A 22,430-nucleotide genomic window follows, 5' to 3' on the forward strand; every position below is an offset into this window, starting at 1 on the left:
TCCGCCGTGCCGGCCGCGTTCGCGAGCCGAGGCATGCCCTTCGAGGATTTCTCCCGGATGTAGCAGGAGGTTCTGAGGATGACGGGGCCGGGGCGAAACCCCCCGGCCCGCACGGCCTCGCCCGCCGTACGCGCCCGAGCATGGGCCGGCACCGCCGGGGCCCGTTCACCTGGGATTTCGTGGGTACGTTGAAGGAATGGTTCCAACGATCACCCTCAATGACAGGACACGGATCCCGCAGCTGGGATTCGGCACCTATCTCATCCCGCCCGAGGAGACCGCCGGCATCGTCGGCCAGGCCCTGCAGGTCGGCTACCGCCACATCGACACCGCCCAGATGTACGGCAACGAGGAGGGCGTCGGCGCGGCCATCGCGGCCTCCGGCGTTCCCCGTGAGGAGCTGTACGTCACCAGCAAGCTCAACAACGGCAACCACCGACCCGACGACGTGCGGCGCTCCTTCGACGAGACGATGAACCGGCTCGGCCTGGAGCGGCTCGACCTGTTCCTGATGCACTGGCCGCTGCCCACCCTCTACGACGGCGACTACGTCTCGACCTGGAAGGCCATCACCGGCCTGGTCGCCGACGGCAGGCTGCGCACCGCGGGCGTGTCGAACTTCCAGCCCGGCCACCTCGACCGGATCATCACCGAGACGGGGGTGGTGCCCGCGGTGAACCAGATCGAGGCTCACCCCTACTTCGCCAACGACGCCGCGCGCGAGGCCTCCCACCGTCACGGCATCGCCGTGGAGGCGTGGAGCCCGCTCGGGCAGGGCGGCGCCGTCCTCGCGGACGAGAAGATCACCGAGATCGCCGCCGCCCACGGCAGGACCACCTCACAGGTCATCCTGCGCTGGCACATCCAGCGTGGCGACATCGTCTTCCCCAAGACGACGCGGCGCGAGCGGATGGTGGAGAACTTCGGCCTGTTCGACTTCTCCCTCACCCCGCAGCAGGTCGAAGCGATCAGCGCGCTCGACAAGGGTGAGCGGGGACGGGTCGGACCGCACCCGGACACCTTCGACTACGTACCGGACTGACCTCGGCCCGCCCGGCCCCGCGCGGGCCGGGTCAGCCCCGGGTGGCGGCGCCGCAACAAATCCGGCGCTTGCTGCGGCGAACCTCGGGAAACGCGAGCGTCACAGATCGCAGCGGCGATCACCGACAGCTACTTGTGAAGACCGCCGCTGGAGGACAGAGCCGAATCGCGCTCTGTGGCCCAGAGCGAGCCGGGGTCAGCGTCCGTTCATACGCAGCACAGTGACGGCGCCGACCGTCGCATAGCCCCGCCATTCGAGTGATGCGGCGGTCGAATGGCTGGTGAAGTCAACCACCCACCCGCCGTCCTGTCGCTGCCCGAGTTCCAGGCGGTCGAGGTCGTCCGACACGGCTTCGGGGTCGAGCAGGCCGCGGATCGATCGCCCGGGCTCGGGCGCGTAGTCGAGAGGATGAAGCGTCTCGCCCTCGGCCCCGCCGGCCACGGCGAGTGCCCCGTTCTTCGGGACGAACCGTCCGAGGCGGTCGAGCAGGTCACGCGCCTCCGGGTGGGTGTCGGCTGCGATGTCGAGGAACTGGAGCGCGAAGGACAGCACGTACGCGAAGGGCGCTTCGTCGATCCCACGGATCGCGTCGAAGCAGTACCGCGTCGCCGTTGCCAGCCATGGATGGTCTCGTACGGCTTCATCCCAACGCGCGGCGCGATACGCCTGCGTCGCCACCGCGGCCGTGATCTGCAGCGATGGCTCCGAGGGATCCGCCTGCACCCAGAACGGGGCGCACGCCGAGGGGTCGCTGATCGGAAGCGCGAACGGCAGCCCGCCATCGGGAAGAGCCACGGAGCCCAGCCAGTCGAGGAGGGCCGCGGTGTGCGGCGAAGTCGCGGGGCCGGCGTCAGCGAGCGCCTCCAGCGCGTGCTGGGCGCCTCCCGGCTGGCTCTCCGGTGCACGAAGGTCCGGTTCGAGTCCCCACCCGTAGCCGCCGTCGGGGTTTCGGTAGGCGTCGAGTCCGTGGATGACGGCCTGACGAGCAGCGTCGCTGCCGGTGGTGATGGCCTCGAAGCGCTGCCGATCGAGAACTCGCGCGTGCGAGGCCATGAACGCTCTCGCGCGACCCAGGTTGATGCTCATACGAGAACGCTGTCATCCGTCGGCTACGTCAGGCTTGGACGAAACGGCCAGCCGGGGAAACGAACCCGAAGCAAGAACAGACGGGCATTTGAGAGAGTGTCATCCTGGTGAAAAAGCTAAGCGACGCGTGTGAGCGTGGCGGGTGTCTGGCCGGTGAGCCGTTTACTCTCCCTGTTGAAGTGGGCTTGGTCGGCGTAGCCGGCTGCCGCCGCGGCATCACTCAACGGCAGGCCTGCTCGCGCCAGGTGGAGCGCGTGCTGGAAACGGTGAATCCGCATGAGCGTCTTGGGGCCGTAGCCGAAGAGCCGGTTGCTGAGCCGACGCAATGATCGCTCCGACAGGTCGTGGAGCTCTGCTGTCTCACGCACGCTCAGACCTTCGCGAGCGGCGCGGTCGAGAGAGGCCGCCATACGAAGGACGAAGCGTTCCGGGTCCGCCCGCGTCCACAGGGCGATGAAAACCCGTTCGAGCGCGTCGATCGCGTCGTCCTCGAACGACCAGCCGTCATGCCTGGGGAGCGCGACGAGTTCCGACAACTCGACGCGCCGCTCCGTCAGTTCGTGTGCGGGCACACCGAGAAGTGTGTACGCCACGCCCGGAGCGAGTTGGAGACCCCAGGTCACCTTGCCGGCATGCGTCGGCACGATGACCGTCCGAGTGTCGGGGCCTGCCACGACGAGACGGTCCTGGAACCACATCAGATCCATCACGCCGTCGGGGGCGATGCGCTTCTCGGGGCCATCCGAGAGCGCCCGCCACATCGTCGCGCCGGTTCGGACGCCTCGTCGTGTCGCATAGCTCCCCATGTATCGTCCACCCCCGCACCACGCACACAACTGCGGCCGACTGTAGTGCCCACGACTTCGGAATATACGAGGTTCGCAGGCCCGGACCCCGCTACCGCTGTCCGCTGCACCGCTGACCCTCATGGCGACCGCCCGACATGACGTCACGGAACGGTACACGTCACCTGGCTATGGCCAAGCCATCCGGGGCCAGGATTTCTGACACCAGCTCGATTCCCCCGACACGCTCGGCGTGCGCTGTCGGGCCGGTCAGGCGACCCGGCCCGAAGCCCGCTGCGGTCGGGTCCTCCTCCCGGAGCGGAACAATCGAGAAGTGCCGGTTCGCCGTGTACGAAAACTCATGTCCGCGCACTCCGGGGATGTGCCGAGCGGCCTCGTACGGGCCGATTTCGGGGCCCTTCACGAAGGTCGTGATGACGTGGCGGCCGAACGGGTCCTCCAGTTCCGGCTCGTTGCCGGACAGCCCGGAACGGGCCCGGACCTGCGATATGATCTCCGTTGACATCTGAGCCTCCCCGGTACGGACCCCGGTCCACCGAGGAGGCTCTTTTGCGTGCCCGGGGGCGGTCACGTCCCCGCTACGGCCGGCCGCCGCGCCTGGCCGACGGCCCGGACGCAGGGCCCCGCCGTCCACCGTCCTCACCAAGGAGACTCATGTCGAATTCGTACGCGCCCACCGTCACCGCGGCGGCCGCGGGCACCTGGAAGCTCGGTGACCTCACGGTCAACCGCGTCGGGCTCGGCGCGATGCGCCTGACCGGCAGCGCCGCCTTCGACCTGGGCGTGCCGAGCGACCGGGAGCGGTCGATCACCGTGCTGCGGCGCGCGGTCGAGCTGGGGGTGAACCACATCGACACCGCCGCGTTCTACTTCTCCTCGCTGCGCTCGGCCAACGAGCTGATCAACCGGGCTCTGGCCCCGTACCCGGACGACCTGGTCATCACCACCAAGGTCTGGCCGGGCCGGGACTCCTCGGGGGAGTGGTGGTGGGCCACTCCGCGGCAGCTGCGCGGCCAGGTGGAGGAGAACCTGCGCCAGCTGGGGCGCGACCACCTGGACGTGGTGAACCTCCGCGTCCCGCCGAACAACAGGACCGGCTCGATCGCCGAGCACTTCGGCGCGCTGGCCGAACTGCGCGACGCCGGGCTCATCCGGCACCTGGGCGTGTCCAACGTCACGCCCGGCCATCTGGCCGAGGCCCAGGCCATCGCGCCGGTGGTGTGCGTGCAGAACTCCTACGGTCTCGGCGCGCCGGCCGCCGAGCGGGAGTTCCTGCGGGCCTGCGGCGCTCAGGGCATCGCCTTCGTGCCGTTCTTCGCGATCGCCGGCGCCGGCCGCGAGGCGGGCGCGATCGGGACCGACGACGAGACGGTGCTCGCCGTGGCGCGCGCGCACGACGCGACGCCCGCGCAGGTACGGCTGGCGTGGACCCTCCAGCAGGGGCCGCATGTGCTGGCCATCCCGGGAACCGGTGACCCCGGCCACCTGGCCGCCAATGTGGCCGCCGGCGCGCTGCGGCTCTCCGCGGAGGAGATGACGGCCCTCTCGGCCGTCGGCGGCGAGTAGGACGGATCCGCGTGAGGACCCCGGCGGGGCCCGGCGGGGCCTCCGCCGGGCCCCGCCGGGGTCCTCACGCCGGACGAGTGCGGGGCCCGTCAGGCCGGTCGTGTCACCCGGCCGCGGTGAAGTAGGCGGCCGGATCAAGGGAGTTGAGCGCGATCCAGCGCTGCGCCGTCGCTTCGGCGGGCGCTCGGCCGCCGCCCGCCGAAGCGCGGAAGAAGCCCTGCACGTCGAGGGCGATGCGGGGATCGTCGTCGATGCGCCGCGCCATGTCGTAGTAGACGGCCAGTTCGTGGGCGCACCGCGGGGCGCCGGCCGGGCAGGAGCAGCCGACGCTGTCGAGGACCGGCGCGGGCGGATGGCCCGCGTCGGCGATCGCGCGGTACAGATCGTCGGTGAGCAGGGGCTGGATGCCGCTCAGCCGGCGGGAGATCTCGGCCGTCGCCTCCGGGGACATCGGCGCGACCTCGATCGTGACCGTCGAGGTGCCGCGGCCTCGGTGCACGACGGCGCGCACGGTCCGGTCGTCGAACGTGATCTGCACCTTCCCGTCACGCGCCATGCGCCGCGCGCCCGGCAGCCGGGGATCGGGACGGGTCTGGCGCAACGACTCGGCGAACCGGACCCAGTCCCCGCCCCACGCCGTGTAACCGTAGTCGTGGTCGGCCATGGTCAGTTGACCCGCTTCCGGCGCAGGACCTCGATGAGATGGTCGTCGTCCAGGCGGGTCAGCTCGGCGACGCTTGACATGTCGGTGACGTCCGACAGTGCGGACTTGCGGTCGTGCATGGCCGCGATGTGCTCCTCGACGGTGGTTCCGGTGGTCAGGGTGGTGACGGTGACCGTGCGGGTCTGACCGATCCGGTGGACCCGGTCGGACGCCTGGGCCTCCACGGCCGGGTTCCACCACCGGTCGAAGTGGATGACGTCGGCCGCGCGCGTGAGTGTGAGCCCGGTGCCCCCGGCCTTCAGGCTGAGGACGAGGACCTTCGGGCCGTCGCCGGACTGGAACCGGCGGACGATGCCGGCCCGCTGCTCCTGGTTCAGGCCGCCGTGGAAGAACGGCGTACTCACCCCGAACCGTTCGGCGAAGTGCCGGACCAGCAGCTCACCGGTCCGCCGGTACTGGGTGAAGACGAGGGTCGGAGCGTCGTTCTCCAGGTTGCCGGCCACGATGTCGGTGCACAGGTCGAGCTTTCCCGACCTGCCCGGCAGCTCACCGAGGTCGTCCGTGATCAGGCCCGGATGGTTGCAGACCTGCTTGAGCGAGGTCAGGACGGCGAGGACCCTGGTCTGCCGCCGGGCTCCACTGCCGAAGCCGTCGTCGATGACCTGCTCCAGCAGCCGGTCGTACAGCCTCTCCTGCTCCTCGGTGAGGTCGCAGATGAGATCGGCGTGGATCTTGGGCGGGAGCGACGCCGCGACCTGCGCCTTCTTCCGCATCAGCACGACCGGTTCGATGGCCCCGCGCAGCCGGGCGGAAGCGGCCGGGGAGCCGGCCGCGATCTGCCGCACGAAACGACGGCGGAACCGCGTCCGGTTCCCGAACAGGTGCGGTGCGACCAGATCGAGCAGGGTCCACAGCTCGTCGAGGTGATTCTCGACGGGCGTCCCGGTCAGGGCGATCCGCGCGTCGGCCGCGATGGTGCGCGCGGCCTTCGACACCTGCGTACGGGGGTTCTTCAGGGCCTGCGCCTCGTCGAAGACCGCGGTGCTCCACCGGATCCCCGCCAGGGCCGGGCCGTGCGTGCGCAGCGTGGGATAGCCGGTGAGCACCACCGTGCCGCCGTTCACCGGGGACAGCGGCCCGCCGCGCCAGATCACGGTCCGCAGGCCGGGCGCGAACCGTGCGATCTCGTGTGCCCAGTTCCCCACCAACGACGTGGGACAGACCACCAGCTGCGGCCCCTTCCCGGCGCGTCCGGCGACACAGCCGATGGTCTGCAGGGTCTTGCCGAGTCCCATCTCGTCGGCCAGCACCGCGCCGCCGTGCGTGTCGACGGTCTCGCGCAGCCAGCTCACCCCGCGCACCTGATACGGGCGCAGCTCGGCGGTGAGCGCCGTGCGCATCTCGGCCCCCACCGCGGTGGTGCGGCGGAAGACGCCGCTCGCGTGTTCCGCCGTCGTGACGGCGACCCCCGTGGCGTCGGGGACCGCGTGCGCGGCGATCGGCAGGGCCGGTTCGCCGCCCGCGCTCCACGACCGCCAGACGTCCACCGACCGGCCGGGCGAGTCGAGGGGCACGGCCGCGAGCCGGTCCGGCTCGATCAGCACGCAGTCGACGTCGGACACCTTGAGCCCGCCGAGGTCCGGCGTCGGGACGACCAGGGGGACGGTCTGGACGTCACCGACCGGCGGGGGCGCCCCCACGGTGCCGTCGGCCCAGGTCCACAGGGCGAACATGTGCCGGTCGGGCAGGTACGTGGCCTGACCGACCGGCCGCGTCCCGGGGAGTTCCTTCCTGGTTCCCATGGCGTCAGCGGGCACCCGCGCCGGCGCCCTCGCGGACGGTCGGATCCTCCGCGCCGGCCCGGGGGGTTCCCAGGGTGGTGCCCAGGACGGTGTCGTCCAGCCGGGCCGGCAGCGAACACGCCGGGAGAATGGCGAGCACCGACTGCTGCCCGGACTCCGGCGACATGGATTCAGTCATCAACACCTTCGGATGCGGTCCGGAAAAGCGACAAGCGGACCATAGGCAACCGTCGGGCTTATGTCAATTCCTGAACGACCGGTGACGGCCGGCGATTCCCCGGCGCCCCCAAGGGCACAACCCCAAAGGTTCTGTCAATTCTTGAAGATGTGAACGGACCGGCGGTTCGGCGCGCTTCCGAGGGCATACCGCCAAGCGTCCCGTCAATCTCTGATCCCGTTGTTCGACCCGGCGCGGATTCCGTGCCCTGCCCCGTGTCCCGCCTTCTGCCCCGCCCCGCGCCGGCGACGGGCCGATGGCGAGCGCCACCGTCGGGCGGCCGCTCCCGGAGCTCGCCCTGAAGCCTCTGGGAACGGCGGAGCGCGCCCCGTGCGGACGGCTTTTCCCGTCCTGCCGGTCCGGCGGGCCGGACATTCTTCCCGGCGTATTCTTCGAATGGTGTCATCGGAATTCAGCCGGGTCGGTGGAACGGAAAATCGGAGCATCATCGGAAGGGCGGGGGTTAACCTTAATGGCCGTTGACGAAGCGAGAGCGGAAGTCACGCATCGGACATTCGGGAAAGCGTGTGCGGGGTCAGGCGGAACGGCGCAGGGACAGGGCGAGGACGGTCGTCCAGGTGAAGGCGACCAGGCCGTTGACGGCGATTTGGACGCTCATGTGCTCCGGCGACATGGGCAGCAGCAGGACGAGCCCGGCGGCGCCGTTGCCGATGGCCGTGTATACGGCCCGGCGACGAGCGCACCGGACGGCCAGCACGACGGCGGCGACGGCCAGCGCGGTGAAGGAGACAGTGGCCGCGGCCGAGTGCGCGACGGCGTGCCAGGACATCTGCGCCGCCGGCCCGTCGGGGGTTCCGGCGGGGAAGCCGTTCTCCGGGTCCATGGTGAACAGGCCGGCTGCGATCATCCCGGCCCCGAAGATCCCGACGAGGATGGGCAGCGCCCGCCGGCCGGCCCCCTCGGTGACGGTACGCCTGACACCGCCGGCCAGCGCCAGGCCGCCCAGGCCGGCGAGCACGAACGTGGCGATCTGGATCCAGCCGAGATCACCGGCGGAGAGCTGGCTGATCGGGTGGCGGGTGATGTCGAAGCCTTCGCGGGTGAGCATCTGCACGATCGCCGAGGCGAAGAACACCGGCCCGGCCAGGGCTCCGGCGAGCAGCAGGTGGGCCGCCGGGCGGCGGACGCCGGCGGTGGACAGGGGGCCGGCTGCGGTGGTGGTCATGACTTCCTCCTTGAGGGTGGGTTCCTGCCGCCACCTCGGATCCGGCCCCTGGCTCTCGACACGGCCACGATGTGATCTGAAACACATCCGGCTCGTGTCGAAGCACGCGGGCGGGCTCCGAGGTACCGGCGAACAGTCACCGAGACCACAAGGAGAATGAGATGTCCGAGACGACGGAGACCTGCCTGCCGAGCGCCGATCTGAAGGCCCTGGACCGCCTGACCGGCACCTGGGCGGTCACCGGCGGCGCCGAGGGAACCGTGCGGTACGAGTGGATGCCCGGAGCCCGCCATCGGGCATGACCCGAAGGCGGGCTCAGCGTGTGGTGATCATCGCACCGGTTCCAGGACGGGACGCGGTCCGCCGGGGCGGTCCCGGATGGCGCCGATCCCGCCGGGACCCGTGCCCGGACCGATCGCGTGCGGCGGCCGCGTTCCGGTCAGTCCCCGGCCATCACGGTGAAGGCGAACCCGGTGCTCGTCGAACGGCACAGTGGAATGTCGCACTTGACCCGGCGCAGCACCTCGTTCCTGCTGAGGCCGAGCCCTCGCGCGATGAGCCGATCCACGCGCACCGGCACCGGATCCTCGAAGACGACCTCCACCCGGACCGGCCACGCCTCGTCGAGGCGTGGCGGAGGGGTGTCCAGCCGCCAGGCGCCCCTCCAGTCCAGAGCGAAGCGGTTGCGCCGGGCGAGCAGCGGATCCAGCAGTGTGGACGCCACCAGTTCCGGATCGTTGGCGTGGTAGCCGTCGAGCTCGGCCGGATCGAAGGATCTGACCGGCGCCCGCTCGTGCACGGTGAGTTTGCTCGTCCGGCCGCAGGACGTGCAGCGGACCAGCAGCCACACGTCCAGCAGTTTGCCGTTGGCGTTGACGCGGAACCTGCCCTCGCCCGTGGTGGCCGACTCCGAGCGGCAGTCCACGCACCGCAACGACAGCAGAGGCAGCCTGGTCCGGCGAACGACCCAGGGCAGCACGATATGAGGTTGTGAAGACATGATCTCTCTAGACCTGACACGAGGCCGATTGCGCGCGGCCTCAAACGCCGTATGACCGGGCGCACGCGGGCAGCCCGGCGGAACCGACGGCAGCGTCGGCTACAGGTGAGCGGAAGAAGGTGTCAGGTCAGAAAGCAGGCGGGGTCACGCGGTTTTGTCCTCTGTCTTCACCGTGGCGGGACTGTCTTCACTGTGGCGGGGCCGCGAGCACCCTACGGAGGACACGGGGGAAGGTTCAAGCGGTTTTCCGGCGAGGGGTCCCGGAGCCCGGCGATCGCGCGCACGATCGCCACGGGGCGGACCGGGCCGGTCAGGGCTCCGGGTGCGGGCCGGCCAGCCGGTCGCCGAGCCGGCTGCGCCGGTACAGCACCCGCCGCCCGTCGCGGGCCCGGGTGACCAGGCCCGTGCCGTACAGCACGCGCAGGTGCTGGGAGACCGCGCTCGGGGTCACCCCGAGGCGGCGGGCGAGCTCGGCCGTGGGCAGCGGCTCGGCCAGGAGGGTGAGCAGCCTGGCCCGGGGCGCGCCGATGAGGGACACGAGCGCCGCCGAACCGGCGGCCGGCGCCGGGCTCCACAGCGTCGCCGTCCCGCGGCTCGGGTAGATCAGCAGCGGCGGCTCCTCCGGCCGGAGCGGGGGAGTGGGCCGGTGGGCGAACACCGACGGCACCAGCAGCAGCCCCCGGCCGGAGGCCTCGACGCGGTGCCGGCCGACGATCCTGTCGATGTGCAGCACGCCGTCGCGCCATCGCAGGTCGGGGTGCATGTCGGCGAACAGCAGGCGGGCGCCGCCCACGGCCAGCCGCCGCGCGCGGTAGGTCATGTCGGCCTCCAGTAGCAGCCGTATCCGGGGCCACATCGGCCTGATCGCGACATCCCAGTAGCGCCGCAGGGCCTCGCAGGCGGCGTCACGGAAGGCGGCGGCGGAGCCGTCGCCGGCGACGGCGGCGCGCAGGGCCTCCGGGAGCCGCCCCGGGGCGTGGGCGGCCCGCAGGTCACGCCGGACCAGTGCGGGTGTGGTCCGGCCGACCGTGGCCAGTTCCTCCTCGAAGGCCGGGGCGAAGCCGGCGGGCCGGGGGAGGACGGAGGCGCGCCAGGCCGGATGCGGCTGCGGCAGCCGCGGATCGCGCAGCACCCGCAGGCTGACCACGGTCTCGTGCAGGGGCGAGAGCGCGAACCGGGTGTCGGCGAGATCCTCGACGCCGAGCACGAAGCTGGTCATCGCCCCGTACGCTACCCCAGGTCGCGCCGGGCCCGGGTGATGCGGCTCCGCTTCCCGGGAGGGACAGGCCCCTTCCGTGGACGCGGGTCCCAGGCCGGCGTCACCGCGCCCGACGGGACCGGACATAATCACGCGTATGGATCATGTCGCGGTGCGGAAGTTCGTGGACGGCTGGGCGGCGGCGTGGAACGCCCATGACCTGGACGCGTTGCTGGCTCATTTCGCGGAGGACGTGACGTTCCGTTCGCCGGTCGCGGCGCAGCTCCTCGGCGGCGACGGGGTCATCCGGGGCAAGGCGGCGCTGCGCGCCTACTGGGCGGAAGGGCTGCGGCGCATCCCCGACCTGCGCTTCGAGGTCGTCGGCTCCTACATCGGCGTCGACTGCCTGGTCATCAACTACCGCAACCAGAAGGGCGCCCTGGTCAGCGAGGTACTGATCTTCGACGGTCCGCTGGTGACCGAAGGGTACGGGACGTATCCCGCCGGCGACGCGAACCCCGCCGGTGCGACAGCGGGCTGAACACACCGGCTATCAGGTCCTTGAACGACCCGCGCCCATCGGCACCCGGCCCGCGCGGGCCCGGCCGTACCCGGCGCCGCACCGCGGCATCGGCGGCGGACGTCGCCGACGCCGCGGAACACCTAGTTGGTGCAGTCCTGGTCGTTGAGGGCCAGCGCCACCTGGTAGATCTTCCCGTGGTTCAGCAGGAAGTAGTAGGTGGCCCTCCGGTTGCCGGGGACGGCGGCGACGGGGTAGTTGCCCTCCTCCCGCAGCCCGGGGTATGCCTTGCGCAGCTGCCGATGGGTGGAGCCGATCCCGATCCCCTGCGGGGTCCTGACCCCCTTCGGGGCGACGACCAACGCCACCCCCTTCCGCTTGGAGATGTACAGGCCCACGCTGTCGCGGCCCGTCGGATGGGCCTTGAGGTCCCATCCGGAGCACGGGGAGAGCCGGCCGGCACGGGTCTTCCGGACGATCTTCCCGGTGGCCTCGGCCTGCCTGGCGCTCATCCCCAGCTTCACCCCGCCGTAGCCGTACGGTCCCAGCACTCCGGGGCGGACCGCATGGGCCGGGCGAGCCGGGTGCGCGGGAGAGCCGGCGGAAGCGTTCGCGGCCGCCGCGCCGGTCAGCGCCACACCGGCGGCGAGGGCGACCGCCATCGCCGGACGTGCCACCCATCGGTCAGTCGAAAGTCTCATCTTTCGTCCATCCTGTTCTCTTCGTGATCGCGTGTCCTGTCTCTTCGACTGACGAACGGCGGCGAAAGTTCATCGCCGGATCCGGCGATGCGGGCGGTTCCCGAGCGGGACACGCCGGCCGGGCAGGCGGCGCCCGATGGTACGTTCGCCTCACCGGACGGCACCGGACCCGGGAAGAGACGCCGTGGCCCGGCCTGCGAAGGAGCGTCATGATCGGCTCGTGGGGATGGGACCTGCTGCTGGGCGTCGCCGCCGCGCTGGTGCTGACATGGGCGGCGCTTGTGGCGGTGCTGGTCGTGGTACGGCCGCGCGGCGATCTGCTGCGCGAGGCGCTGCGACTGCTGCCGGACGTACTGCGCCTGGTGCACCGGCTGGCCGCCGACCCGGACCTGCCCCGCGGCGTGCGGATCAGGCTCGCCCTCCTCCTGGCCTACCTGGCCTTCCCTCTGGACCTGGTGCCGGACTTCATCCCGGTCCTGGGGTACGCCGACGACGCCGTCGTCGTCACCGCGACGCTGCGTTCGGTGGTGCGCCGCGCGGGGCTGGCCGCGGTGCGCCGCCACTGGCCCGGCACCGAGGACGGCTTCGCCGTACTGTGCCGGCTGACGGGGATGACGTAGGGGGGCTCTCGGGAGGGCGGTGAGGTCAACGCCGGCCGAGACCGTCGAGGACGAGGGGGAGGAAACGCTCCGGAATCACCCCCGGATGGCAGGCGAACGCGCCGAGCAGGTCCATGAGATCGACGACGCCGGCGTCCGGACGCATCGCCCCGTCCGCCTGCGCCTGCCGTACCAACTCGTCGAGCCGCCGCACCAGTGCCTGCCTCGCCTCGGGCGCGGAGGTCCCGGCCAGCGCGGCCGCGATGGCGCCGCGACCCTTGTCCACGCTGTGAGTGACGAAGGCGCGAACAGCCGCCCACGCGTCGGGCTCGGCCGTCACGGCACGGTCCAGGGCGTCCAGGAGCTCGTGGACGTACTGCTCGGCCAGGGCGGCCAGTAGCACATCGCGGTCGGGAAAGCGGCGGTAGAGCGTGCCGACGCCGACGCCGGCCCGGCGGGCGATCAGTTCCATCGGCGCGTCCGCGCCGCGCTCGGCCACCGCGTCGCGTGCCGCCTCCAGGATCCTGTCCCGATTGCGGCGGGCATCGGCGCGCATTGAACTCCCCCTTAACCGGAAGACCATCTTCCGCTTATTATAAAGGCGGAAGGTGACATTCCGCTTAGGGGGTTACGATGATCGTGGTGACGGGCGCGACGGGCACGATCGGGCGCGCACTGGTCGAGGAACTCGGCGGTGCGGCCCGAGCCGTGGTACGGCGCGCGGAACAGGGTGAGGAACTGGGATGCGACTACGTGGTCGGCGACCTGGAGCGACCGGAGAGCATCCCACTCGCGCCGGGTGACAGGCTCTTTCTCAACAGCGCGCTGTGGCCCGGTTTCGTACAGGCGCACAAGGCGGTCATCGATCGCGCCGCGGCCGCCGGGGTGGCGCAGGTGATGACCGTCTCCGTGCGCGGTGTGACATCGAGCAGCCTGCTCGGGTTCGGCATGCACGGGCAGGTCGACGAGCACCTCAGAGCCTCAGGACTGCCGTGGTCGATCCTGGCGCCCGTCGGCTTCATGCAGAACCTCGCGGGCGACGTCGACGAGGAGGGGCGGATCCTCGGCTCGTACGGCAGAGGCCGCGTCGGCTACATCGACGCGCGTGACATCGCGGCGGTCGCGGCCGCGCTGCTCACCCGCCCCGTCGAAGCCGACGCCGTCCACGAACTCACCGGGCCGACGGCGCCGACGCATGACGAGATCGCCGCCGAACTGACCCGTTCGCTCGGCCGGACCGTGCGTTACGTGGACCTGCCGGTCGAGGAAGCCGCCGTTCACCTGGAGAAGCGCGGCATGCCCGCCCAGGCCGCCCATGACCTGGCCCGGCTCATGGCGCAGATCGGAGACGGGCGCTGGGCGAGCACGACCACGACCGTGGCCGACATCCTGGGCCGCCGGCCCCGCTCGCTACGGGAGTTCCTCGGATAGGTCGGATGGAGCGGCGGCACGGCGGAGGATCCCCGGTCTCCGGGACCGGGGATCCGGCCGGACCCGGGCTCGGAGCACGACTCGGCCGAGGGCCGTACCGGGCCTCAACCGGCGTCGGGGGAGGTGAGGCGGGCGAGGACGACACCGCCGATGATCAGGGACAGCGCGGCCAGGCGACCGGCCGTGACGGGGTCGCGGTGGACCACGACGCCGAGGACGATCGCGCCGGCCGCGCCGATGCCGGTGAAGACGGCGTAGGCGGTGCCGACGGGCAGGGTCTCCATCGCCCGCGACAACAGGTACACCGCGACGGCGGCCAGCGCCAGGCACAGTAGCGTGGGCAGCGGCCGGGTGAAGTTCTCGGTCGGCTTGATGCTCTGCGACCAGGCGATCTCCACCAGTCCGGCCGCCACCAGCAGGAACCAGCTTGTGTTCATGTTGTGTTGATGGCGACGCTGCGTGTCGCGGCTCGGGGTTGTGTTGATGGCGACGCTGCGTGTCGCGGCTCGGGGGCTGGTAACCGCTGTCTTCCCTCGTCACTCACTCGCTGCGCTCGCTCTTTCCTCAGTCCAGACACCGGCGCCCCCGAGCGGGTCCAGACGCCGGCGCCCCCGAGCGGGTCCGGTCAGCGGTGCTCCCTCGCGGGCCAGTTGGCGGGCCAGGGGGCGGATGGCGGCCTCGGCTGTGTCGCGGGAGGAGGCGTGCTCTTCACGTAGATGTTCCAGCGCCGGATCGACCAGCGAGTTGGTCAGTTCGGTGCTGACGAACACCGCGTCGTCGACGCCGAAGTGCCCGGTGAAGAAGTCGCGCAGGTAGCGCTCCTGGTGGTCGTACGGCTCACGGGGCGCGCCGGGTCCGTAGGCTCCGCCGCGTGCGCAGGCCACGACGAAGCGCCGCCCGGCCAGGGACATGCGCGGAAAGGTGATCTGGTCGATCCACGCCTTGAGCGCGGCGGGAATCGAGAAGTTGTACATCGGGGTGCCGATCAGCACGACGTCGGCGGCGACCACCTCATCCAGCAGCGGCCGCACGACGGCCCAGGCGGCGGCCTGTTCGGGGGTGCGGACCGCTTCTCCGTAACGGCCGATGTCGGTGACGGCGTGGCGCAGGACGTGGTCGCACAGTTCGGTCCATGCCTGGCCGATCGGCGGTACGGGGTCGGCGGCCAGGTCCCGGTAGGTGACCTCGCCGCCCGCGGCCCGCCATTCCTCGGCGAAGGCGGCGCTCAGCGCGCGGGAGAAGGACGCGCGGCGGGCGCTGGCGTCCAGGTGAAGCAGTCGGGGCATCGCGGATTCCTCTCAAGTGGACAGAGCGTCCATTTGCTTGGACTGTAGCATAAGCGGACATCATGTCCACTTGGCTAGAATCGGAGACGTGACGCCACGGACCGATCTGCCGAACGACATCGCCGCGCGACCGCGCGAACAGGCCGACCTGCTGGCCGGCGCGTCCGCGCGTCCGCGTGAGCGCGCCGACGCCGCGCGAAACCGGGAGAAGGTGCTCGCCGCCGCCGAGCGGCTGTTCGCCGAGCGCCGCCCGGTGACCATGGAGGAGATCGCCCGGGTCGCCGGGGTGGGGCGGGGCACGCTCTACCGCCGCTACCCCGACCCGGCGTCGATCGCGCTGGCCCTGCTCGACGAGCACGAGCGCGAACTGCAGGAAAAGCTGCTGCGCGGTGATCCGCCGCTCGGGCCGGGCGCGCCGCCGGCCGAGCGGCTGGCCGCGTTCTACGCCGCGATGACGGAGCTGCTGGAGCGCCACGGGCATCTGGTGCTCGGCGCCGAGACCGGTTCCTCACGCTTCACCGCCGGCGCCTACGGCTTCTGGCGCGCGCACGTACGGTCCCTGGTCGTGGCGGCCGGGGTGCCCGGGCCGGGAGCGCTCGCCGACGCGCTCCTGGCCCCGCTGGCACCGGAGGTCTACGACGTGCAGCGACGCAACGGCGTACCGCGCGAGGAGGTCGCGGCCGCCCTGTCCAGGATCGCCCGCGCGGTCCTGGCGCCGTCCTGATCGGCTCCGGAGGAAAGGCGCCGGGGCAAGAGCCTCCGAGCCGCGACGCGCGGCGTCGCGATGAACACGATCACCGGGCGGAGGCCGTACGGTCACCGTGCTTCGTCTCCCGGGTCGACGGCCGTGAGGCGGGCATGAGGGCCGCGGGGAGGACCGCGAGGGCGGTGAGCGCCGCCAGCCAGAACATGCCGGAGTCCACGGCCTGGCCGGGGGCCGCCGCGGGCGTCGCGGCCGCGGCGGCGGGCATGAGGCCCGCGGCCACGGCGATACCGAGGGCGGTGCCGATGTTGACGGCGGTCTGCTTGAGACCGCCGACGACCCCGGCGTACCCGGCGGGTGCGTCACCGACGACGGTGCCGGTGGCGGTGACCATCACGGCGGAGAAGCCCGCACCGAGGACGGCGAAGCCCACGCCGGCCGTCCACCCGTCGAGCGGGAAGGACAGCGCCGCGATGCCCGACGCCGCCAGGAGCACGCCGGTGACGGCGGTGCGGCGCGCCCCGTACCGGCCGAGCGCGGCACCGGCGGCGGGGGCGCCGGCGACCATGAACGCGGTCAGCGGCAGGGCTCGCAGGCCGCCGGTCAGCGCGTCGAGCCCGAGCAGATCCTGAAGCCGGAACGTGGCCGAGAACAGCGCGCCGAACATGCCGGCCGCGGTGACCAGCAGCATCGCCATCGATGCGGTCACCGGCGTCGACCGGATCACGGCGCCGGGCACGATCGGGTGGCCGGCCCGGCGTTCGTGCGCGGCGAACGCGGCCGCGGCGGCCGCGGCCGTGAGAAGCCCGAGCAGTGTCGGCGCGGTGACCCAGCCGCGGTCCGGCGCCTGTGACAGCGTGCCGGTCAGCGCGGCCAGGGCGAGTGCGATCAGGGCCGCGCCGCCGACGTCCAGCCTTCCCGCCGCCGACCGCGGCGCGGACGGCGCGGGCGGTGTGCGCACGGACAGGGCGAGCGCCGCGGTGGCGAGCGCGAGGGGGACGTTGAGGGCGAACACCGAGCGCCAGCCCAGGTGCGCGACGAGGAATCCGCCGAGGACCGGGCCCGCCGCGGCGGCGACGCCGATGGCGGCGGTGCGGACGGCGACCGGGCGGGCGAGCCGGTCGCCGGGGTAGGCCAGGCGCAGCAACGCGAGCGTCGCCGGCTGCAGCAGCGCGGCGAACACGCCCTGGACGGCGCGCAGGCCGATCAGCCAGCCGACGGTGGGTGCGAAGGCGATGGCGGCGGAGGCCGCCCCGAAACCGAGCGTGCCGGTGACCAGCAACCGGACGTGCCCGTGGCGGTCTCCGAGGCGTCCGGCGAGGACCAGCAGCGCGGCCACCGCGACCAGGTAGGCGGTGCCGGCCCACTGAACCTGTGCCAGGCCGGCGCCCAGCTCGCGCCGCAGGCTGGGCTGCGCGGCCAGCAGCACGGTGCCGTCCAGCGCGACGATCGCCGCGCCGGCCACGCTCGCCGTCAGCGCCAGGCGGCGTCGTACGGCTCCGCTCACCGGCGTGCCGGTCCGAGGTGGGCGGTCAGGGCCGCCTCGACGAGCCGGTCGAGACGGCCGATGTCGGCGGGCACGGTGCCGAGCATCAGCGGCAGGCTTCCCCAGCTCCACAGCTGGGCGAGGCCGTGCAGGTTCGCCCACAGGGCGGCGGCCGTCACCTCCGGCGGCTCCCCGGCGTCCCCCGGGGTCGCGGAGCCGGCCGCGGCCCCCTGCTGTTCCGCCCGGTGCCGGGCGACGAGCCGGGCGAGGTCGCGGAACAGGGGCCGCGTCGTCTCCCGCAGCCGGGGCCGCTCCGGGGTGGGGCCGCCCGCCTCGCCGGTCTCGTGGCCGGGCGTGCGGTCATCCGTACGGTCGCCCGGGTGGTCCTCGCCGGCCCCGTCGCCCGCCGGGCCGTCGGCCGGGCGGGCGGCCGGGTCGTCGCTGTCGAGCAGGTCGTGGCGGAACATCAGCTCGAACATGCCGCGGTTCTCGACGGCGTAGGCGACGTAGGCCACCCCGATCGCCCGCAGCCGTTCGCGCGACGTGGCCGCCCCCTCGCCCGCGGCGGTGAAGCGGGCGGCGAGGTCGGCGAACCCGCGATGGGCGATCGCCGACAGCAGCGCGTGGTGGGTGGGGAAGTAGCGGCGTGGCGCGCCGTGCGACACCCCGGCCCGGCGGGCGATCTCCCGCAGCCCCACCGAGGCGTCGCCTCCGGCCGTCACGAGTTCCACGCCGGCGTCGACCAGCCGCTCCCGCAGGGAGCCCCCAGATTCCATAGACAGTGTCTACCACCCTTTGGTAGACACTGTCTACCAAAGGGTGGATCCTGCTGGAGGTCCTGCGGTAGCCGTGGTGATCGGCCGATCGGTCGGCAAGATCACGTCGATGGGAGGACGCTCCGCCTTCCTCGTCCCGGCGCTGGTGACGGCGACCGGCGTGGTGCCGCCGGACAGGACCGGCACGGCGGTCTCCACGGTCGCCTCCGGTTTCACCGTGGCGACGCTGCTCGGTGTGCCTTTGGGAGCGCTGTTGGGGAGAGCATCGGATGGCGCACCCCGTTCGCCGTCCTGACCGCACCGGCACTGGCAGGCGTCGTGCTGCTCGCAGTCGTCCTGCCCAGGCAGCCGGCCCCGGCCACGCGGCTGCGGGAGGAGGTCCGGGTGGTGACCCGCCGCCCGGCCCTGCTGACCATCGCCACCACCGCGGTCGGATTCTCCGGCGTCGCCACGGTGTTCACCGACATCGCCCCACTGCTGACGCGTGTATCGGGTTCCTCCTCCACGGCGGTCTCGGGACTTCTGCTCGCCCACGGGGCAGGCAGCCTGAATCCCGCGGACGGGAGGACCCGGGCGTGGGGACACCGGCCCCGAACTCCCCACAGCCGTCCGTGTCTCCTCATGATCTCCCCATGCCACCTCCGGCGGTCCCGCCGGAGGTGGCGAGGCCGTCTCACGCCACGGCGGTCCCCTCGAGCTCCACCATCAGGCCGGGGAGCGCCAGCCGGGTCACCCCGAGCATCGTGGTGGGCGGCGCCACCCCGGCGGCGCCCAGCCGCGACGCCAGCACGCCGTAGTGCTCGAAGAGCCGGTCGACGTCGGTGGTGTGGACGTCGAGCCGGACGAGGTTCGCCAGGGACATGCCGGCCTCGCCGAGCACGGCCTCCAGGTTGTCGAGGCTCAGCGCCAGCTGCGCCGCCATGTCGTCGGCGTGCCGGGGTGTGCCGTCGCCGCCCATCGCGGCCTGCCCGGAGCAGTACAGGGTCCGGGTGTGTCCTGAGACGATCTCACCCTGGTTGTATCCCAGCTGCATCGACCACGCCCACGGGTTGACCGCGGTTCGCTCCATCACCACATCGGCTCCATTCGATTCATCGAGGACGACTCATTGAGGACAGGGACAGCCGGCGGCTCGGCGGCCGCCGGCTGCGACGTCGCGATGACAAGCCTCCCGGCGAATCACGACATCCTTTGTCGTGTATCTCGGTAGGGTTCTCGCATGCGCGCCGACCGGCTGGTCTCGCTGGTTCTGCTGCTGCGGCGGCACGGCCGGCTGTCCGCGGCCACGCTCGCCCGTGAGCTGGAGGTGTCGACCCGCACCGTGCTGCGCGATATCGAGGCGCTGTCCGCGGCCGGCGTCCCGGTCTACGCCGAGCGCGGCCGGCACGGCGGGTTCGCGTTGCTGCCCGGTTTCCGGACCGAGCTCACCGGCCTGAACCCCGACGAGGCCCTCGCCCTGCTGGTCGCCGGATCGCGGCGCGGCGCGCAGGCGTTCGGCCTCGGCTCGGCGCTCGCCTCGGCGATGCTCAAGGTGGTCGACGCGCTGCCCGAGAGCTATCGGGACACCGCGGCCGCCGCGGCCGGGCGGCTGCTCATCGACCCGGAGACCGACCTGCTCTCGCGCCGGATCGCCACCGAGGAGGCGCCCGACGCCGTGGCGGCCGGGGTGCTGCGCGCGGTGTTCGCCGGGCGCCGGCTGCGGATCCACTACGCGGCCGCGGACCAGGCCCCGAGGTGGCGCACGGTGGACCCGATCGGGCTGGTCACCGTACGGGACCGGGGGTATCTGCTGGCCACGAGGTCCGGCGCGGAGCGCACCTACCGGCTGTCGCGCATCCTGGCCGCCGAGGAGCTCGCCGAACCCGCGCGGCGGCCGGAACGGGTCGATCTGGAGCGGGCCTGGCGGGAACGCGGCACGCGGTTCCGGGCCGGCGGCGACCAGGTCACCGTGGTGGCGTGGGTGGATCCGGCGCGGCGGGAGGAGCTGGTGGGCACCGCGCTGGCCATCCTCACCGAGGAAGCGGGCCCGGACGGCCGGCTGCGGATGGAGGTGACCTTCCAGGACCCGAGACACGCCGAATGGGCGCTGTGGCAGCTCGCCACGGACGCCGAGGCCCTGGCCCCGCGGTGGCTGCGCGACTCCCTGCGCGACCGCGGCGCCGCGGTCGCCGCCCGCTACCGGACGCCGTCCTGACGGTCGCCTTTCGCCACGCGCGGCCGTCCTGACGGTCACCGCCTCCCGCGGGCCGCCGGCGCGCCGGGACCCGCGCGGCCTCGGACGACCTCGAGCGACCCCGGGCGGGGGAGCCGTCAGGCGGTGCCGAGGGCCGCGACGGCGGAGGCGACGGCCGCCGGGCGGACCTCCTCGGCGGCGAGGTGGGCGAACTGCACGGCGCAGTCGGCGAGCCCGCCGAGCGCCACGGTCGCGCCGATCTGCCGCTCCAGGGCGGGGGAGGGGCCGACCAGCAGTACGGCCAGCCGCTCGCGCCACTGGAAGATCATGTCGACCATCCCCAGGTCGGCCAGGGCGGGCAGTTCCCTGATCATGAGCGTCACCACCTCGCGGTGGCGGTAGTGCAGGTCGAAGTAGGCGGCCAGCAGTTCGGCGGGGTCGGCCGGGCCGGCCGCCTCCTGCTCGGCGATGAACGCCTCGCCCTCCCGCATCATCGGCTCGACGATGCTGCGGACCAGCTCCTCGCGTGAGGCGAAGTGGTAGTACAGCGCGGGCTTGGTGATCCCCAGCCGGTCGGCGATGTCCTGCAGGCTGGTCTGCTGCACACCCTGGGCGATGAACAGCTCGCGGGCGACCCGCTGGATCCGGGTCTTGGTATCGCTCCTGGCCACCGGATGAGGATAGCGCCCCCGCTTAACGTCTGGTAAGTTCGTCGCCGCCGACTTACCTATCGTTAAGTAAGGGAGTTGCCGTGCGCATCCTCATCTCCGGGGCCAGCGTCGCCGGCCCCGTCCTGGCCTACTGGCTGCACCGCCACGGCTTCACGCCCACCGTGGTGGAGCGGGCGCCGGCCCCGCGCAAGACCGGCGGTCACGCCGTCGACCTGTTCACCCCCGCCATGGAGATCGCCGAGCGGATGGGCGTGCTGGAGCGCATCCAGGCGAAGGCCACCGGCACCGAGCACCTCACCTTCCACCGGGAGGGGGTCGCGCGACCCGTCGAGGTCGGGATCGGCAGGTTCCTGCGCTCCGTCTCCGACCGGCACGCCGAGATCATGCGCGACGACCTCGCCGAGATCCTCCACGACGCCACCCGCGACGACGTCGAGTACGTCTTCGGCGACTCCATCGCCTCCATCGCCGAACGCGACCACGGCCTGGACGTCACCTTCGACGCAGGCGCCCCCCGCCGCTTCGACCTGGTGATCGGCGCCGACGGCCTGCACTCCAACGTGCGGCGGCTGACCTTCGGCGAGGAGTCGCGCTTCACCCACTGGATCGGCGCCTACCTGGCCGTGCTGTCGATGCCCAACGACCTGGGCCTGGACGGCCGCATGGTCACCTACAGCGGCCCCGGCCGGATGGCCGGCGTCTACGGAGCGCGTCACATGGACGACGCCCGGGCGGTCTTCCTCTTCCGCACCGACCGGCCGCTGGACTACCGCCACCGCGACACCGAGCGGCAGAAGGCCCTGCTGCGGCAGGCGTTCGCCGGGGCCTCACCGCAGGTCGGGCGCATGCTGGACGAGCTCGACCGCACCCCGGCCTTCTACTTCGACTCCATCACCCAGCTGCGTATGGACACCTGGTCACGCGGCCGCGTCACCCTCGCCGGAGACGCCGGCTACGGCCCGGGGCCCGCCGTCGGCGGCGGCACCAGCCTGGCCGTCGTCGGCGCCTACGTCCTGGCCGGGGAGCTGGCCGAGGCCGGCGGCGACCACACGCGCGCCTTCCCCGCCTACGAGCGCGAGCTCGGCGACTACGTCCGGCGCAGCCGAGCCTTCGCCCTGGGCGCGGCCCGCGGTCTCGTCCCGGGCAGCCACGCCCGGCTGCGGATCCTGGCCGCCGCGGCCCGGCTGGTCACCGTACTGCCCGAGGGGATGGTCCGCGCGCTGGCGAAGCTCAACCGTTCGGGGGTGCGGCTGCACGACACCGTCACGCTCAAGGACTACCGGCCCGAGGGCCCCGTAAGGGTTCAGAGCCGGTAGCGGGGAACGCGTGGGTCACGCCGACGTGCGCACCGACGTGCGCACCGACGTCGTCGCCGCGGGCCGCCTCCAGCAGATCGACAACGCCGACGCCTGAACCGCGCCGGGTTTTGCGGAGACTCGGGGCAGACCACACACGCAGTTTGACCTGTGGGAGATCGCCCCGTCCGGTAAACCGGCCCGGTCCTGGCTGACCGTCAT

27 protein-coding genes are annotated in these 22,430 nt (G+C 72.3%); 10 read left to right on the forward strand and 17 right to left on the reverse strand.

Annotated elements, in window-relative coordinates:
• Window positions 1-196: 196 nt before the first annotated feature.
• Entirely contained in the window at window positions 197-1,042 is an 846-nt protein-coding gene (locus ACZ6W9_RS10660; protein ID WP_389969148.1) for an aldo/keto reductase, read from the forward strand.
• A gap of 195 nt (window positions 1,043-1,237) precedes the next feature.
• Here the strand turns inward: ACZ6W9_RS10660 and ACZ6W9_RS10665 are convergent, their stop codons facing one another.
• The 3 genes from ACZ6W9_RS10665 to ACZ6W9_RS10675 form a co-directional block, all read right to left on the reverse strand.
• Entirely contained in the window at window positions 1,238-2,128 is an 891-nt protein-coding gene (locus ACZ6W9_RS10665) for a hypothetical protein (RefSeq protein ID WP_470117393.1), read from the reverse strand.
• Window positions 2,129-2,244: 116 nt separating this feature from the next.
• Window positions 2,245-2,934 carry a helix-turn-helix domain-containing protein gene (locus tag ACZ6W9_RS10670; RefSeq protein WP_389969144.1) on the reverse strand — a complete coding sequence of 230 codons (690 nt, stop codon included), beginning with the start codon at window positions 2,932-2,934 and terminating at the stop codon, window positions 2,245-2,247.
• A 160-nt stretch (window positions 2,935-3,094) separates the two neighbouring features.
• Window positions 3,095-3,439, reverse strand: coding sequence for a hypothetical protein (locus tag ACZ6W9_RS10675; protein ID WP_470117395.1), 345 nt, complete (start codon window positions 3,437-3,439; stop codon window positions 3,095-3,097).
• 149 nt (window positions 3,440-3,588) lie between these two features.
• Here ACZ6W9_RS10675 and ACZ6W9_RS10680 point away from each other — a divergent pair, with 149 nt between their 5' ends.
• Window positions 3,589-4,500 (forward strand): aldo/keto reductase, encoded by a 912-nt coding sequence (locus tag ACZ6W9_RS10680; RefSeq protein ID WP_470117397.1) that lies wholly within the window; start codon window positions 3,589-3,591, stop codon window positions 4,498-4,500.
• 103 nt (window positions 4,501-4,603) lie between these two features.
• Here ACZ6W9_RS10680 and ACZ6W9_RS10685 read toward each other — a convergent pair whose 3' ends face one another.
• The 4 genes from ACZ6W9_RS10685 to ACZ6W9_RS10700 all read right to left on the reverse strand — a co-directional run bounded on the left by ACZ6W9_RS10685 (window position 4,604) and on the right by ACZ6W9_RS10700 (window position 8,369).
• A complete protein-coding gene (locus ACZ6W9_RS10685; RefSeq protein WP_470117399.1) occupies window positions 4,604-5,164 on the reverse strand; it encodes a hypothetical protein in 561 nt (186 codons plus the stop codon).
• A gap of 2 nt (window positions 5,165-5,166) precedes the next feature.
• The gene (locus ACZ6W9_RS10690; protein WP_470117401.1) at window positions 5,167-6,966 is read right to left on the reverse strand and encodes a DEAD/DEAH box helicase; all 1,800 of its coding nucleotides are present in this window, start codon (window positions 6,964-6,966) and stop codon (window positions 5,167-5,169) included.
• A 4-nt stretch (window positions 6,967-6,970) separates the two neighbouring features.
• Entirely contained in the window at window positions 6,971-7,144 is a 174-nt protein-coding gene (locus ACZ6W9_RS10695; protein WP_470117403.1) for a hypothetical protein, read from the reverse strand.
• A gap of 574 nt (window positions 7,145-7,718) precedes the next feature.
• Window positions 7,719-8,369 (reverse strand): DUF998 domain-containing protein, encoded by a 651-nt coding sequence (locus tag ACZ6W9_RS10700; protein WP_470117405.1) that lies wholly within the window; start codon window positions 8,367-8,369, stop codon window positions 7,719-7,721.
• A 161-nt stretch (window positions 8,370-8,530) separates the two neighbouring features.
• On the opposite strand from ACZ6W9_RS10700, the gene ACZ6W9_RS10705 reads away from it, so the two are divergent.
• Window positions 8,531-8,671, forward strand: a complete 141-nt coding sequence (locus tag ACZ6W9_RS10705; protein WP_470117407.1) for a hypothetical protein — start codon at window positions 8,531-8,533, stop codon at window positions 8,669-8,671.
• A 137-nt stretch (window positions 8,672-8,808) separates the two neighbouring features.
• Here ACZ6W9_RS10705 and ACZ6W9_RS10710 read toward each other — a convergent pair whose 3' ends face one another.
• Both ACZ6W9_RS10710 and ACZ6W9_RS10715 read right to left on the reverse strand, forming a co-directional pair.
• A complete protein-coding gene (locus ACZ6W9_RS10710; RefSeq protein WP_389969128.1) occupies window positions 8,809-9,348 on the reverse strand; it encodes a DUF1062 domain-containing protein in 540 nt (179 codons plus the stop codon).
• 331 nt (window positions 9,349-9,679) lie between these two features.
• Window positions 9,680-10,588 carry an ArsR/SmtB family transcription factor gene (locus ACZ6W9_RS10715; protein WP_470117409.1) on the reverse strand — a complete coding sequence of 303 codons (909 nt, stop codon included), beginning with the start codon at window positions 10,586-10,588 and terminating at the stop codon, window positions 9,680-9,682.
• A 136-nt stretch (window positions 10,589-10,724) separates the two neighbouring features.
• On the opposite strand from ACZ6W9_RS10715, the gene ACZ6W9_RS10720 reads away from it, so the two are divergent.
• Window positions 10,725-11,108: a YybH family protein gene (locus ACZ6W9_RS10720; RefSeq protein ID WP_389969124.1), complete on the forward strand. Its 384-nt coding sequence runs from the start codon at window positions 10,725-10,727 to the stop codon at window positions 11,106-11,108.
• A 122-nt stretch (window positions 11,109-11,230) separates the two neighbouring features.
• On the opposite strand, the gene ACZ6W9_RS10725 is transcribed toward ACZ6W9_RS10720, so the two are convergent.
• Complete coding sequence (locus ACZ6W9_RS10725) at window positions 11,231-11,788, reverse strand: hypothetical protein (protein ID WP_389967895.1); 558 nt, start codon at window positions 11,786-11,788, stop codon at window positions 11,231-11,233.
• Between the two features lie 209 nt (window positions 11,789-11,997).
• On the opposite strand from ACZ6W9_RS10725, the gene ACZ6W9_RS10730 reads away from it, so the two are divergent.
• Window positions 11,998-12,408, forward strand: coding sequence for a YkvA family protein (locus ACZ6W9_RS10730; RefSeq protein ID WP_470117412.1), 411 nt, complete (start codon window positions 11,998-12,000; stop codon window positions 12,406-12,408).
• Window positions 12,409-12,433: 25 nt separating this feature from the next.
• Here ACZ6W9_RS10730 and ACZ6W9_RS10735 read toward each other — a convergent pair whose 3' ends face one another.
• Entirely contained in the window at window positions 12,434-12,943 is a 510-nt protein-coding gene (locus ACZ6W9_RS10735; protein WP_389967891.1) for a TetR/AcrR family transcriptional regulator, read from the reverse strand.
• 77 nt (window positions 12,944-13,020) lie between these two features.
• Here ACZ6W9_RS10735 and ACZ6W9_RS10740 point away from each other — a divergent pair, with 77 nt between their 5' ends.
• Window positions 13,021-13,818, forward strand: a complete 798-nt coding sequence (locus tag ACZ6W9_RS10740) for an NAD(P)H-binding protein (RefSeq protein ID WP_470117414.1) — start codon at window positions 13,021-13,023, stop codon at window positions 13,816-13,818.
• Window positions 13,819-13,922: 104 nt separating this feature from the next.
• Here ACZ6W9_RS10740 and ACZ6W9_RS10745 read toward each other — a convergent pair whose 3' ends face one another.
• A complete protein-coding gene (locus ACZ6W9_RS10745; RefSeq protein ID WP_389967887.1) occupies window positions 13,923-14,255 on the reverse strand; it encodes a DMT family transporter in 333 nt (110 codons plus the stop codon).
• 99 nt (window positions 14,256-14,354) lie between these two features.
• On the reverse strand, window positions 14,355-15,104 hold the full coding sequence (locus ACZ6W9_RS10750; RefSeq protein WP_470117416.1) for an FMN-dependent NADH-azoreductase: 750 nt from the start codon (window positions 15,102-15,104) through the stop codon (window positions 14,355-14,357).
• Window positions 15,105-15,192: 88 nt separating this feature from the next.
• Between ACZ6W9_RS10750 and ACZ6W9_RS10755 the strand changes: the two genes are divergently transcribed.
• Entirely contained in the window at window positions 15,193-15,828 is a 636-nt protein-coding gene (locus tag ACZ6W9_RS10755) for a TetR/AcrR family transcriptional regulator (RefSeq protein ID WP_389967883.1), read from the forward strand.
• Window positions 15,829-15,898: 70 nt separating this feature from the next.
• Here ACZ6W9_RS10755 and ACZ6W9_RS10760 read toward each other — a convergent pair whose 3' ends face one another.
• Together ACZ6W9_RS10760 and ACZ6W9_RS10765 are read right to left on the reverse strand one after the other, a co-directional pair.
• On the reverse strand, window positions 15,899-17,314 hold the full coding sequence (locus ACZ6W9_RS10760) for an MFS transporter (RefSeq protein WP_389967881.1): 1,416 nt from the start codon (window positions 17,312-17,314) through the stop codon (window positions 15,899-15,901).
• Window positions 17,311-18,069 (reverse strand): TetR/AcrR family transcriptional regulator, encoded by a 759-nt coding sequence (locus ACZ6W9_RS10765; RefSeq protein WP_470117419.1) that lies wholly within the window; start codon window positions 18,067-18,069, stop codon window positions 17,311-17,313. The genes ACZ6W9_RS10760 and ACZ6W9_RS10765 overlap by 4 nt, the downstream gene beginning before the upstream one ends.
• Before the next feature lie 76 nt (window positions 18,070-18,145).
• Here ACZ6W9_RS10765 and ACZ6W9_RS10770 point away from each other — a divergent pair, with 76 nt between their 5' ends.
• Window positions 18,146-18,364, forward strand: coding sequence for a hypothetical protein (locus ACZ6W9_RS10770; protein ID WP_470117421.1), 219 nt, complete (start codon window positions 18,146-18,148; stop codon window positions 18,362-18,364).
• 378 nt (window positions 18,365-18,742) lie between these two features.
• Here the strand turns inward: ACZ6W9_RS10770 and ACZ6W9_RS10775 are convergent, their stop codons facing one another.
• Window positions 18,743-19,138 (reverse strand): RidA family protein, encoded by a 396-nt coding sequence (locus tag ACZ6W9_RS10775; protein ID WP_389967875.1) that lies wholly within the window; start codon window positions 19,136-19,138, stop codon window positions 18,743-18,745.
• Between the two features lie 150 nt (window positions 19,139-19,288).
• Between ACZ6W9_RS10775 and ACZ6W9_RS10780 the strand changes: the two genes are divergently transcribed.
• On the forward strand, window positions 19,289-20,263 hold the full coding sequence (locus ACZ6W9_RS10780; RefSeq protein ID WP_470117422.1) for a helix-turn-helix transcriptional regulator: 975 nt from the start codon (window positions 19,289-19,291) through the stop codon (window positions 20,261-20,263).
• Between the two features lie 116 nt (window positions 20,264-20,379).
• Here the strand turns inward: ACZ6W9_RS10780 and ACZ6W9_RS10785 are convergent, their stop codons facing one another.
• Window positions 20,380-20,913: a TetR/AcrR family transcriptional regulator gene (locus ACZ6W9_RS10785; RefSeq protein ID WP_389967871.1), complete on the reverse strand. Its 534-nt coding sequence runs from the start codon at window positions 20,911-20,913 to the stop codon at window positions 20,380-20,382.
• A gap of 80 nt (window positions 20,914-20,993) precedes the next feature.
• On the opposite strand from ACZ6W9_RS10785, the gene ACZ6W9_RS10790 reads away from it, so the two are divergent.
• Window positions 20,994-22,229 (forward strand): FAD-dependent monooxygenase, encoded by a 1,236-nt coding sequence (locus tag ACZ6W9_RS10790; protein ID WP_470117425.1) that lies wholly within the window; start codon window positions 20,994-20,996, stop codon window positions 22,227-22,229.
• Window positions 22,230-22,430: the final 201 nt, after the last annotated feature.

This window comes from Streptosporangium sp. NPDC053982 (assembly GCF_055585205.1).

Coding starts and splice junctions, on each gene's coding strand:
- ACZ6W9_RS10715 (WP_470117409.1), bottom strand. CDS start 10,588: ATGACCAGCTTCGTGCTCGGCGTCGAGGATCTCGCCGACACCCGGTTC.
- ACZ6W9_RS10730 (WP_470117412.1), top strand. CDS start 11,998: ATGATCGGCTCGTGGGGATGGGACCTGCTGCTGGGCGTCGCCGCCGCG.
- ACZ6W9_RS10775 (WP_389967875.1), bottom strand. CDS start 19,138: ATGGAGCGAACCGCGGTCAACCCGTGGGCGTGGTCGATGCAGCTGGGA.
- ACZ6W9_RS10690 (WP_470117401.1), bottom strand. CDS start 6,966: ATGGGAACCAGGAAGGAACTCCCCGGGACGCGGCCGGTCGGTCAGGCC.
- ACZ6W9_RS10670 (WP_389969144.1), bottom strand. CDS start 2,934: ATGGGGAGCTATGCGACACGACGAGGCGTCCGAACCGGCGCGACGATG.
- ACZ6W9_RS10695 (WP_470117403.1), bottom strand. CDS start 7,144: ATGACTGAATCCATGTCGCCGGAGTCCGGGCAGCAGTCGGTGCTCGCC.
- ACZ6W9_RS10780 (WP_470117422.1), top strand. CDS start 19,289: ATGCGCGCCGACCGGCTGGTCTCGCTGGTTCTGCTGCTGCGGCGGCAC.
- ACZ6W9_RS10735 (WP_389967891.1), bottom strand. CDS start 12,943: ATGCGCGCCGATGCCCGCCGCAATCGGGACAGGATCCTGGAGGCGGCA.
- ACZ6W9_RS10720 (WP_389969124.1), top strand. CDS start 10,725: ATGGATCATGTCGCGGTGCGGAAGTTCGTGGACGGCTGGGCGGCGGCG.
- ACZ6W9_RS10740 (WP_470117414.1), top strand. CDS start 13,021: ATGATCGTGGTGACGGGCGCGACGGGCACGATCGGGCGCGCACTGGTC.
- ACZ6W9_RS10685 (WP_470117399.1), bottom strand. CDS start 5,164: ATGGCCGACCACGACTACGGTTACACGGCGTGGGGCGGGGACTGGGTC.
- ACZ6W9_RS10680 (WP_470117397.1), top strand. CDS start 3,589: ATGTCGAATTCGTACGCGCCCACCGTCACCGCGGCGGCCGCGGGCACC.
- ACZ6W9_RS10765 (WP_470117419.1), bottom strand. CDS start 18,069: ATGGAATCTGGGGGCTCCCTGCGGGAGCGGCTGGTCGACGCCGGCGTG.
- ACZ6W9_RS10705 (WP_470117407.1), top strand. CDS start 8,531: ATGTCCGAGACGACGGAGACCTGCCTGCCGAGCGCCGATCTGAAGGCC.
- ACZ6W9_RS10660 (WP_389969148.1), top strand. CDS start 197: ATGGTTCCAACGATCACCCTCAATGACAGGACACGGATCCCGCAGCTG.
- ACZ6W9_RS10675 (WP_470117395.1), bottom strand. CDS start 3,439: ATGTCAACGGAGATCATATCGCAGGTCCGGGCCCGTTCCGGGCTGTCC.
- ACZ6W9_RS10700 (WP_470117405.1), bottom strand. CDS start 8,369: ATGACCACCACCGCAGCCGGCCCCCTGTCCACCGCCGGCGTCCGCCGC.
- ACZ6W9_RS10750 (WP_470117416.1), bottom strand. CDS start 15,104: ATGCCCCGACTGCTTCACCTGGACGCCAGCGCCCGCCGCGCGTCCTTC.
- ACZ6W9_RS10725 (WP_389967895.1), bottom strand. CDS start 11,788: ATGAGACTTTCGACTGACCGATGGGTGGCACGTCCGGCGATGGCGGTC.
- ACZ6W9_RS10745 (WP_389967887.1), bottom strand. CDS start 14,255: ATGAACACAAGCTGGTTCCTGCTGGTGGCGGCCGGACTGGTGGAGATC.
- ACZ6W9_RS10665 (WP_470117393.1), bottom strand. CDS start 2,128: ATGAGCATCAACCTGGGTCGCGCGAGAGCGTTCATGGCCTCGCACGCG.